This window comes from Helicobacter pylori, assembly GCF_014497725.1.
Classification (GTDB): Bacteria; Campylobacterota; Campylobacteria; order Campylobacterales; family Helicobacteraceae; genus Helicobacter; species Helicobacter pylori_DE.
The window spans coordinates 37168-47598 of record NZ_JACTGF010000011.1; the positions used below are offsets into that span (position 1 = coordinate 37168).

Genomic DNA, 10431 nt, shown 5'->3' on the forward strand with positions numbered 1-10431 from the left:
CTTAAAACGCTTGTGTTAAAATGGCCAGAGTAGCAGATATAAAAGGTTAGTTAATCATGGATTTTTTAAAAGAAAACTTAAACACTATCATAGAGGGGGATTGTTTAGAAAAATTAAAAGATTTTCCTAACAGAAGCGTTGATTTTATCTTTGCTGACCCCCCATATTTTATGCAAACAGAGGGGGAATTGAAGCGTTTTGAAGGCACAAAATTTCAAGGCGTTGAGGATCATTGGGATAAATTTGGCTCTTTTAAGGAATACGATACCTTTTGTTTGGGTTGGCTAAAAGAGTGCCAAAGGATTTTAAAAGATAATGGCAGTATTTGTGTGATAGGGAGTTTTCAAAATATTTTTAGAATTGGTTTTCATTTACAAAATTTAGGGTTTTGGATACTCAATGATATTATTTGGCACAAGAGCAATCCGGTGCCTAATTTTGCTGGCAAGAGACTATGCAACGCCCATGAAACGCTTATCTGGTGCGCTAAACACAAAAACAGCAAAGTTACCTTTAATTATAAAACAATGAAGTACCTCAATAACGACAAACAAGAAAAATCGGTTTGGCAAATCCCTATTTGCATGGGTAACGAAAGACTAAAAGACGCGCAAGGTAAAAAAGTGCATTCCACGCAAAAACCAGAAGCGCTTTTAAAGAAAATCATTTTAAGCGCGACCAAACCTAAAGATATTATTTTAGATCCCTTTTTTGGCACAGGCACAACAGGGGCTGTGGCTAAATCCATGAACAGGTATTTTATTGGCATTGAAAAAGATTCTTTTTATATCAAAGAAGCGACAAAACGCCTTAATAGCGCTAGGGATAAAAGCGATTTTATCACTAATTTAGATTTAGAAACTAAACCCCCAAAAATCCCTATGAGTCTTTTAATTTCTAAACAATTACTCAAAATTGGGGATTTTTTATACTCATCTAACAAAGAAAAAATTTGTCAAGTTTTAGAAAACGGACAAGTGAGGGATAATGAAAACTATGAAACTTCTATTCATAAGATGAGCGCTAAATATTTGAATAAAACTAACCATAATGGCTGGAAATTTTTTTATGCGTATTACCAAAATCAATTTTTATTGCTAGATGAATTGCGTTATATCTGCCAAAGGGACTCTTAATGGACTATCAAACCTTTAACGAGATTTTTAATCGTTTTGTTTTTGGAACATCTAAGGCAAAATTACTTGAAAATATTGCTGAAAATCCTGAACGCTATTTGGGGATTTTTAGACCCACTAAGCCTAAAACAAAACTATTACAAAATTTATTGACTTCCCATGAGATTAAGTTTGGCGATGCGTTTGAATGCTTAATAGAACAATATTTAAAAGAGCATAACTTTTCGCCTTTATCTAAAAAAATTCCTTATTACAATAAGGATAAAGAAAAAATGGAATCTTTAGAATTAGATCAGTTTGCTAAAAAAGATAACACCTATTATTTTATAGAACAAAAAATGCGAGACGACCATGACAGCGCCAAAAAGAGAGGGCAAATAGATAACTTTGAAAGGAAATTAGAGGCTTTAATCCATCATTATGGCGAAAACATTCAAGGTTATTTTTATTTTATAGATGAGGGTTTGAATAAAAATCAAAATTATTATAAAGAGGAATTGCAAAAATTATCTGTTGATTATGGCGTGCCTTTGAAATTGTGCTATGGTAAGGAGTTGTTTGAATCTCTTAATATTCCGCAAGTTTGGGATGAGGTTTTAAACCATTTAGCGCGATGGCGTGAAATTTTACCCGATTTACCCAGTTTGAATTTTGATGAAAATCCTTTAGAAAGCTTTAGAGAAATCAAAGATTTAGCGCCAAGCGTTTATAGAAAGCTTTTGGACAATGATGAAATTTTCAATCTTGTGTTAATTTTATTCCCAGAACAAAAAGTTTTAAAAATGTTAGCAGAGCATTTTAGACAACAGAATAAAACGATTTATCAGCAATTAGAATCAAAGTTAGAGGAAAGGTTATTGTCTTTGCGATAGAGGCTCTAAAGTAAGCCCCATTTCTAATGTTTTTGTAACGGGCATGCTTTGTGATTTGCATGTGAATGGATCGGGGAGTTATGCGTTTTTGTTGTATCGTTTAGGCTCAAAATGAGTGAATGAATGGGCATGTTATCTAAATTTTAGATAGAATAAACGCAAAAAATTGAATAAAACCTTAAAGGTGATTCTTTCTAATCTCAAAAATGGGTGGTGCTATTAACAATGACAAAACGACTTTTTAAAGGGTTGTTAGCGATTTCTCTTGCTGTGAGTTTGCATGGTGGTGAAGTTAAGGAAAAAAAGCCGGTCAAGCCGGTTAAAGAAGATCCGCAAGAATTAGCGGCTAAAAGGGTGGAAGCGTTCAATCGTTTCACTAACGTGGTTTCAGAAATTGAAAAAAAGTATGTGGATAAAATCAGTATTTCTGAGATCATGACTAAAGCGATTGAGGGCTTGCTCTCTAATTTGGACGCGCATTCAGCGTATTTGAATGAAAAGAAGTTTAAGGAATTTCAAGCCCAAACCGAGGGCGAATTTGGGGGGCTTGGGATCACGGTGGGCATGCGCGATGGCGTTTTGACCGTTATTGCTCCCTTAGAAGGCACTCCCGCTTACAAGGCTGGGGTTAAATCAGGCGATAACATTTTAAAAATCAATAACGAAAGCACGCTGAGCATGAGCATTGATGATGCGATCAACCTCATGCGCGGCAAGCCAAAAACCCCTATTCAGATCACCGTTGTGAGAAAAAACGAGCCAAAACCTTTAGTGTTTAACATCATTAGAGACATCATTAAACTCCCCTCTGTCTATGTGAAAAAGATTAAAGAAACCCCCTATTTGTATGTGAGAGTGAGTGGTTTTGACAAGAATGTTACCAAATCGGTTTTAGACGGCTTGAAAGCTAACCCTAAGGCTAAGGGGATCGTGTTGGATTTAAGGGGGAATCCTGGAGGGCTGTTAAACCAGGCGGTAGGCTTGTCTAACCTCTTCATTAAAGAGGGGGTTTTAGTCTCTCAAAAAGGCAAAAATAAGGAGGAAAATTTAGAATACAAGGCTAATGGCAGAGCCCCTTATACCAATTTACCTGTTGTGGTGTTAGTCAATGGCGGTTCAGCGAGCGCGAGCGAGATTGTCGCAGGGGCACTGCAAGATCACAAACGGGCCGTGATTATCGGTGAAAAAACCTTTGGTAAGGGAAGCGTGCAGATGCTGCTCCCTGTCAATAAGGACGAAGCCATTAAAATCACGACCGCGCGCTACTATTTGCCGAGCGGGCGCACCATTCAAGCTAAGGGGATCACGCCTGATATTGTGATTTATCCGGGTAAAGCGCCAGAAAATGAAAATAAATTCAGCTTGAAAGAAGCGGATCTAAAACACCATTTAGAGCAAGAGCTTAAAAAGATTGATGATAAAACCCCTAATTCCAAAGAGGCGGATAAAGACAAGAAAAACGAAGAGGAAAAAGAGGTTACTCCTAAAATGATCAACGATGATATTCAGCTAAAAACCGCTATTGACAGCTTGAAAACCTGGTCTATCGTTGATGAGAAAATAGATGAAAAAGCGCCTAAGAAGAAATAAAAACTCATGGGGTTTTTATTTGAAAAATCGTTAATGAGTTTTTGCGCCCACTCAATCAAAATCCTTAGAATCATCAGTTTGATTTTAAGCTTTTTGGCAGGCTTTTTGGTTGCTGAGGACGCTCATGAGCCAGAAGAGATCAAGGCTAAAGTGGCTTATGTGAAAATCCCCCAATTAGAAGATTTGGAAAACAATCCGGTTTATATCGGTCAAATTATAGGCGTAACTTATGATTTATTGTTGTTTGACGCTGAGTTTTTGGAAGCCAAAATCAAAGATGGGTTGGATAAAACCCAAATTGAGCCTTTAAGCAAAATGCCTAAATGGAAAAAGGTGGAACAAGAGCTTTTTAGAGCGACTTATTATTACAAGATTAAGGGCGTAAAAGCGATTATTCCGTCCTTAGAAGTGAGCGCGTTTTCCAATAAAGACAAATACGTCGATCATTCCATAGCCCCCAAAGTTACTTTGCAAGTAACGGACTTATCCAAAAACCCTCGTTATGCGAATGTCATGGCTAAAGATTTACAAGTTGTGCAATACAAAACCAAAGACTATGACGATAAAAACAATATTTTGGTGATGGAAATAGCGTTCAAAGAAGCCACTTGGGAAGATTTCCACATCAAAGAAGCGATCAAACAGGGGTTTGATAACGCCTCTTTAAACCAAATCAAGGCTAAAGAAGGGAGCGTTTTTTATTATTGCGTGTTGCCTAAAACCCTTCAAAACCTTTCTTTTGATTATTTTTCGCTTTCAAATAAGCAATTTAAAACCTTATCTTTTTCAACCATTCCCACTCAAGACACTACCGGTATTCAAAGCGATCTCATCCCTAAAAACAATTTTTTAGTCTTTTCTAATGTGGCGCTGCTCGCTTTGTGCATGTTTTTCTTGGTGCTGTTTTTCATTTTTGGGCGCAAACTCATTTTTTTAGGGCTTGGGATTTTGTGCTTAGGGTTTGTTTTGTATCACCTTTTATTCACGCAAAAATCAGCCCTATTGCTCGCTCATAAAAAAATCCGCATTCTGCCCACGCAAAATTCCACCATTTTAGGGCTTTCTAAAAATGAAATGCCGATTAAAATCTTAGGTTCGCATGATGATTATTATAAAATCCTAACGCCGCATGAACAAATAGGATGGGTCAAAAAAGATGAAGTCAAATAAAAAGTCCAATCGTTTAAGAGCGATTTATAGAGCTTTAGTGATCGCTATAGGCTTAGCTGTTATCATTGTTTTCAATTATTTTAACCGCAAAAACAATAACGCCCGCTCTAGCCGTAGGGCTTGTTCGTGCTTTTTTTCTCTCGCCGGGGTTCATTTAGAAAAAATAGGCGCTTTTGATACGGACGCTAAACTCATTGTCTTAAACCACCAAAGCTTACTAGACATCATTTATTTAGAAGCCTACCACCCCAGTAATATTTGCTGGATCGCTAAAAAAGAGCTGGGCGAAATCCCCTTTTATGGGCATGCTTTAACGGATACCGGAATGATTTTAATTGACAGAGAGGATAAAAAGGGGATTGTGAGCCTTTTGAAAGCGTGCAAGGAAAAGCTAGATCAAAACCGCCCCTTAGTGATTTTCCCTGAAGGCACTAGAGGCAAAGGGGGAGAAAAATTCCTCCCCTTTAAGCAAGGGGCTAAAATCATCGCCGAAAAATTCCAGCTCAAAATCCAGCCCATGGTGTTAATCAATTCCATTAAAATCTTTAATTCCAAACCCCTAGAAGCCTATAAAGCCCGCACCCGTTTAGTCATGCTAGAAAGCTATACGCCTGATTTTAACTCGCCCACCTGGTATGAAGAATTACAAGAACGCATGCAAAAAGAGTATTTAAAACACTACCATGAATTAAACGCATGAAGCTTTTTGACTACGCTCCTTTAAGCTTGGCTTGGCGGGAGTTTTTGCAAAGCGAATTTAAAAAGCCTTATTTTTTAGAAATAGAAAAACGCTACCTAGAAGCCCTAAAAAGCCCTAAAACCATTTTCCCTAAAAGCTCTAATCTGTTTTATGCGCTCAATCTAACGCCCCCTAGTGCGGTTAAAATCATTCTTTTAGGGCAAGACCCCTACCATTCCACCTACCTAGACAATGAACAAGAATTGCCGGTGGCGATGGGCTTAAGCTTTAGTGTGGAAAAAAACGCCCCCATTCCTCCAAGTTTAAAAAATATTTTTAAAGAATTGCATGCGAATTTAGGCGTGCCTGTGCCTTGTTGTGGGGATTTGAGCGCATGGGCTAAAAGGGGCATGCTGTTATTGAACGCCATTTTAAGCGTGGAAAAAAACCAAGCCGCTTCGCACCAATATATCGGCTGGGAAGCTTTTAGCGATAGGATACTGATGCGTCTTTTTGAAACGATCTCCCCTTTAATCGTGGTGTTATTAGGGAAAGTCGCCCAAAAAAAGATCGCGCTAATCCCTAAAAACAAACACATCATCATCACAGCCCCTCACCCTAGCCCGTTATCTAGGGGGTTTTTAGGGAGTGGGGTTTTTACAAGCGTTCAAAAAGCTTATAGAGAGGTTTATCATAAGGATTTTGATTTTAGTTTGTGATTGATGCTTAATGAGGCAGAACCCCTTAGGAATGCCTTGATTTAAGAGCATTTGTGATAAAATGCTAATTTTTAAATAAAGGGAAAACATGCCAATTAAAATCGCTATCAATGGGACTGGGCGCATCGGTTTGTGCGCTATAAGAGTCGCTAGTCAAAGAAAAGATGTAGAAATCGTAGCCATCAATTCCACCGCTGAATTAGAAACTCTTTTGCATTTGATCCGTCATGATAGCGTGCATGGGCATTTTGAAGCCCAATTAAACGCCAATAGAACCCTAAATATCGGGCATAGTAAAAATATTTTAGTGTTGAGCGAACGAGACATTAACAAGCTTGATTTTTCTGTCGCTAACACAGAAATCATCATAGAATGCACCGGGAAATTCAATTCCTTAGAAGCTTCAAGCGCTCATCTTAAAAACAGCGTGAAAAAAGTCATCATCTCCGCTCCCGCGCAAAACGCCCCCACCTTTGTCTATGGGGTGAATCATAAGAATTACCATAACGAAAGCGTGATTTCTAACGCCTCTTGCACGACTAACGCTACCGCTCCTCTACTCAAAATCTTAGATGAAGCCTTTAAAGTGGAAAACGCGCTTTTAACCACCATCCACAGCTACACTAACGATCAAAACCTTTTAGACACCAAGCACAAAGACATCCGCCGCGCCAGAGCGGCTGGTTTAAATCTTATCCCCACAAGCACCGGCGTGAGCAAAGCCATCTCGCTAGTCTTACCGCATTTAGGCCCTAAAGTTACAGGCCTTGCGATTAGAGTGCCTACCCCTAATGTGAGCTTGGTGGATCTGTCTTTAAATTTTAAAAAAGTTGTGAGTAAAGCAAGCCTTCAGCATGCGCTTAAAGACGCCAGTAAGCATGCCTTTAAAGGGGTTGTAAGCATTGATGAAGAAAGGCTTGTTTCAAGCGATTTTATTTCTTCGCCTTTTAGCGCGATCGTGATTGATGATCAAATCATGACAATAGGCGAAAAGAATGCTAAAGTATTGGCATGGTATGATAATGAGATGGGTTATAGCGAGCGCTTGATAGACATGGCGCAATATATAGCACAAAATTAAAAGAAAGGATTTTTCATGTTAGCTAAAATGTCGTTTATGCAAAACGTTAAAAACATTCAAGAAGTGGAAGTGAGCCATAAAAGGGTGCTTATTAGAGTGGATTTTAACGTGCCTTTAGATGAAAATTTGAATATCACTGATGACACGCGCATTAGAGAGAGCTTGCCTACCATCCAATTTTGTATCGACAACAAGGCTAAAGATATTATTTTAGTGAGCCACTTGGGCCGCCCTAAAGGGGTTGAAGAAAAATTGAGCTTGAAACCCTTTTTAAAACGCCTTGAAAGACTTTTAAATCATGAAGTGGTTTTTTCTCAAAATATCGTGCAACTCAAGCAAGCCCTAAACGAAAACGCGCCCACAAGGATTTTTCTTTTAGAAAATATCCGCTTTTTAAAAGGCGAAGAAGAAAATGATGAAAATCTGGCTAAAGATTTAGCGAGCTTGTGCGATGTGTTTGTGAATGACGCTTTTGGCACGAGCCACAGAAAGCATGCCAGCACTTACGGCACGGCGCGATTCGCCCCTGTTAAAGTGAGCGGGTTTTTACTCAAAAAAGAAATTGATTCGTTTTATCAGGCGTTTAACCACCCTTTACGCCCTTTATTGTTGATTGTGGGGGGGGCTAAGGTCAGCTCCAAACTCACTTTATTAAAAAACATTTTAGATCTCATTGACAAGCTCATCATTGCCGGGGCGATGAGCAACACCTTCTTAAAAGCCTTAGGCTATGATGTGCAGGATTCTTCTGTAGAAGACGCTCTAATCAATGACGCCCTAGAGTTATTACAAAGCGCCAAAGAAAAAAAAGTCAAAGTCTATTTACCTATAGACGCCGTAACCACTGATGATATTCTCAACCCCAAACACATTAAAATTTCACCCGTCCAAGACATTGAGCCTAAACACAAGATCGCTGATATAGGGCCTGCGAGCCTGAAATTATTTTCTGAAGTCATAGAGAGCGCGCCCACCATTTTATGGAATGGCCCCTTAGGCGTGCATGAAAAACAAGAATTCGCCAGAGGTACAACCTTTTTAGCCCACAAAATCGCTGACACTTACGCTTTCTCGCTCATTGGTGGGGGCGATACCATTGATGCGATCAACCGCGCGGGCGAAAAGGATAACATGAGTTTCATTTCTACCGGTGGGGGAGCGAGTTTGGAATTATTAGAGGGCAAAATTTTACCTTGTTTTGAGGTTTTGGACAAACGCCATTAACTCTAAGGATCGCTTATGGTGAACGTGTTTTTCAAACAGCAAAAATTTGTCATTAAAAAACGCTTTAATGATTTTAATGGTTTTGATATAGAAGAAAATGAAGTGTTGTGGTTTGAATTAATCAACCCTACGCCCAATGAATTAGCCACTCTAAGCCAAGAATACGCTATCCACTACAACACGGATCATTCCCAACGAGTTTCATCAGTTACCAAATACTGGGAAGACAGCTCCAGCGTTACGATCAACGCTTTTTTCACTAACCAAGATGAAAATGAGACTTTCCACACGGAAATGGCGACCTTTATTTTGTCTAATAACATTCTTTTCACGATTTATTATGGGACTTTAGAAATCTTTGATTCTATCCAAAAAAAGGTTTTGGCTAGCCCTAAAAAATTTGAAGACGGGTTTGATATTCTAACCAAAATCTTTGAAGTGTATTTTGAAAAAGGGGTGGAATGCCTAGAGTGGATCAACAAACAAACGAGCCTGTTGCGCAAAAACATCATTTTCAAAGAAACTTCTACGCATGATGACATTTTAGTGCACTTGTCCAATTTGCAAGAATTTAATGTGGCTTTAAGGGATTCCTTTTTTGACAAACGGCGCATTATCACCGCATTATTAAGGAGCAATAAAGTGGATAGCGATACTAAAAATAATTTAAATATCATTTTAACCGATTTCAGCTCTTTGGTGGAGTCTACAACGGTCAATCTCAACTCGCTTGATAACATTCAAAACCTGTTCGCTTCTCAAGTGAATGTGGAGCAAAATAAAATCATCAAGCTCTTCACTGTGGCGACTATGGCGATGATGCCCCCCACTTTGATCGGCACGATTTATGGCATGAACTTTAAATTCATGCCGGAGTTGGAATGGCAATACGGGTATCTTTTCGCGCTGATTATCATGGCGATTTCTACGATCCTCCCGGTGATTTATTTCAAAAAGAAAGGCTGGTTGTAGCCTTTCATGGAATTTTTATCCTCGCTCTTAGACGCTCTTTCTACACCGCATGGCGTAATCTCCTTGGCTACGCTCACGCTTTTAGAGATCGTTCTAGGGATTGATAACATCATTTTTATCACGGTGATGGTTTATAAACTCCCCAAACACCAGCAAAATAAGGCCATGATTTTAGGCTTGGGATTAGCCATGATCACTCGTATAGGGCTTTTAGGGAGCTTGTTTTTCATCAGCCATTTGCAAAAGCCTTTATTCGCTATAGCGGGCATGAGCTTTTCATGGCGTGATGTGGTGCTACTTTTAGGGGGGGCGTTTTTGGCTTTTAAAGCGTTAGTGGAACTAAAAGAGCAGATCTACCCTAAAGAAAAACGCCAAGAAAAAGCGTTTGGCTTTTTCATCACTTTAATAGAAATCATGTTTTTAGACATTGTCTTTTCTTTGGACTCCGTGATCACGGCTATTGGGATCGCTAAACACCTAGAAGTCATGGCGCTTGCTATCATTTTATCTGTAATCGTGATGATGTTTTTTTCCAAAATCGTTGGCGATTTTATTGAAAGGCATTATCGCATCAAAACTTTAGCCTTTGTGTTTTTGCTCGTTGTGGGCGTGTTTTTGTTTTTAGAAGGCTTGCATTTACACATCAATAAAAACTATTTGTATGCGGGCATCGGTTTTGCCTTGCTCATAGAATGCTTGAACATTTTCATAGAAAAGAAAATGAAAAAAAGCTAGGCCTTTAAGATTGAATGAATGGTTTATAAAAGGTTTTGCGCTTTTTTTGAGTGTGAACAACTAAATTTTAATCAAAATTCATAAGTGCATAGGGGCATTTTGCAACACTCCCCTAAAAAAGAGGGGTTTAAAGAGGGTTTTTAGTAAGCAAACACATAATTGAGATACACGCTATAGAGCCTTCTGTATTCTAGTTTAGCGCCCATGAAAGAATAGTAGCTGGTGTTGATCGTGGGGATTTTAAAACCTAGTT

General features: G+C 38.8%; 11 protein-coding genes and 1 pseudogene. 11 read left to right on the top strand and 1 reads right to left on the bottom strand.

Annotated features, from left to right (window positions below; genetic code table 11):
- Positions 1-56: 56 nt before the first annotated feature.
- The 11 genes and pseudogenes from H7N69_RS07075 to H7N69_RS07120 all read left to right on the top strand — a co-directional run bounded on the left by H7N69_RS07075 (position 57) and on the right by H7N69_RS07120 (position 10178).
- Positions 57-1136 (top strand): DNA-methyltransferase, encoded by a 1080-nt coding sequence (locus H7N69_RS07075; RefSeq protein WP_187885228.1) that lies wholly within the window; start codon positions 57-59, stop codon positions 1134-1136.
- Positions 1136-2008, top strand: coding sequence for an HpyAIV family type II restriction enzyme (locus tag H7N69_RS07080; protein WP_187885229.1), 873 nt, complete (start codon positions 1136-1138; stop codon positions 2006-2008). Before H7N69_RS07075 ends, H7N69_RS07080 begins: the two co-directional genes overlap by 1 nt.
- Positions 1998-2123 (top strand): annotated as a pseudogene (locus tag H7N69_RS07955) (DNA methyltransferase); the annotation flags it as partial. The gene H7N69_RS07080 and the pseudogene H7N69_RS07955, both read left to right, overlap by 11 nt.
- 110 nt (positions 2124-2233) lie before the next feature.
- On the top strand, positions 2234-3598 hold the full coding sequence (locus H7N69_RS07085) for a S41 family peptidase (protein WP_187885230.1): 1365 nt from the start codon (positions 2234-2236) through the stop codon (positions 3596-3598).
- 6 nt (positions 3599-3604) lie between these two features.
- On the top strand, positions 3605-4768 hold the full coding sequence (locus tag H7N69_RS07090; RefSeq protein WP_187885231.1) for an SH3 domain-containing protein: 1164 nt from the start codon (positions 3605-3607) through the stop codon (positions 4766-4768).
- Positions 4755-5468: a 1-acyl-sn-glycerol-3-phosphate acyltransferase gene (locus H7N69_RS07095; RefSeq protein ID WP_187885232.1), complete on the top strand. Its 714-nt coding sequence runs from the start codon at positions 4755-4757 to the stop codon at positions 5466-5468. Before H7N69_RS07090 ends, H7N69_RS07095 begins: the two co-directional genes overlap by 14 nt.
- On the top strand, positions 5465-6166 hold the full coding sequence (gene ung, locus H7N69_RS07100; protein WP_187885233.1) for a uracil-DNA glycosylase: 702 nt from the start codon (positions 5465-5467) through the stop codon (positions 6164-6166). The genes H7N69_RS07095 and ung overlap by 4 nt, the downstream gene beginning before the upstream one ends.
- 88 nt (positions 6167-6254) lie before the next feature.
- Complete coding sequence (gene gap / locus H7N69_RS07105) at positions 6255-7247, top strand: type I glyceraldehyde-3-phosphate dehydrogenase (protein WP_187885234.1); 993 nt, start codon at positions 6255-6257, stop codon at positions 7245-7247.
- A 15-nt stretch (positions 7248-7262) separates the two neighbouring features.
- Positions 7263-8471, top strand: coding sequence for a phosphoglycerate kinase (locus tag H7N69_RS07110; protein ID WP_078263470.1), 1209 nt, complete (start codon positions 7263-7265; stop codon positions 8469-8471).
- Positions 8472-8486: 15 nt separating this feature from the next.
- Entirely contained in the window at positions 8487-9443 is a 957-nt protein-coding gene (gene corA, locus H7N69_RS07115; RefSeq protein ID WP_000248499.1) for a magnesium/cobalt transporter CorA, read from the top strand.
- 6 nt (positions 9444-9449) lie between these two features.
- The gene (locus H7N69_RS07120; RefSeq protein ID WP_000395239.1) at positions 9450-10178 is read left to right on the top strand and encodes a TerC family protein; all 729 of its coding nucleotides are present in this window, start codon (positions 9450-9452) and stop codon (positions 10176-10178) included.
- Positions 10179-10318: 140 nt separating this feature from the next.
- Here H7N69_RS07120 and H7N69_RS07125 read toward each other — a convergent pair.
- Positions 10319-10431, bottom strand: a 113-nt coding sequence (locus H7N69_RS07125) for an outer membrane beta-barrel protein (protein WP_187884631.1), incomplete at its 5' end; no start/stop codon positions are given.

Bases quoted from the DNA above. Each gene is read 5' to 3' on its own strand.
- gap (WP_187885234.1), top strand. From the start codon at position 6,255: ATGCCAATTAAAATCGCTATCAATGGGACTGGGCGCATCGGTTTGTGC.
- H7N69_RS07110 (WP_078263470.1), top strand. From the start codon at position 7,263: ATGTTAGCTAAAATGTCGTTTATGCAAAACGTTAAAAACATTCAAGAA.
- H7N69_RS07080 (WP_187885229.1), top strand. From the start codon at position 1,136: ATGGACTATCAAACCTTTAACGAGATTTTTAATCGTTTTGTTTTTGGA.
- ung (WP_187885233.1), top strand. From the start codon at position 5,465: ATGAAGCTTTTTGACTACGCTCCTTTAAGCTTGGCTTGGCGGGAGTTT.
- H7N69_RS07085 (WP_187885230.1), top strand. From the start codon at position 2,234: ATGACAAAACGACTTTTTAAAGGGTTGTTAGCGATTTCTCTTGCTGTG.
- H7N69_RS07090 (WP_187885231.1), top strand. From the start codon at position 3,605: ATGGGGTTTTTATTTGAAAAATCGTTAATGAGTTTTTGCGCCCACTCA.
- corA (WP_000248499.1), top strand. From the start codon at position 8,487: ATGGTGAACGTGTTTTTCAAACAGCAAAAATTTGTCATTAAAAAACGC.
- H7N69_RS07120 (WP_000395239.1), top strand. From the start codon at position 9,450: ATGGAATTTTTATCCTCGCTCTTAGACGCTCTTTCTACACCGCATGGC.
- H7N69_RS07095 (WP_187885232.1), top strand. From the start codon at position 4,755: ATGAAGTCAAATAAAAAGTCCAATCGTTTAAGAGCGATTTATAGAGCT.
- H7N69_RS07075 (WP_187885228.1), top strand. From the start codon at position 57: ATGGATTTTTTAAAAGAAAACTTAAACACTATCATAGAGGGGGATTGT.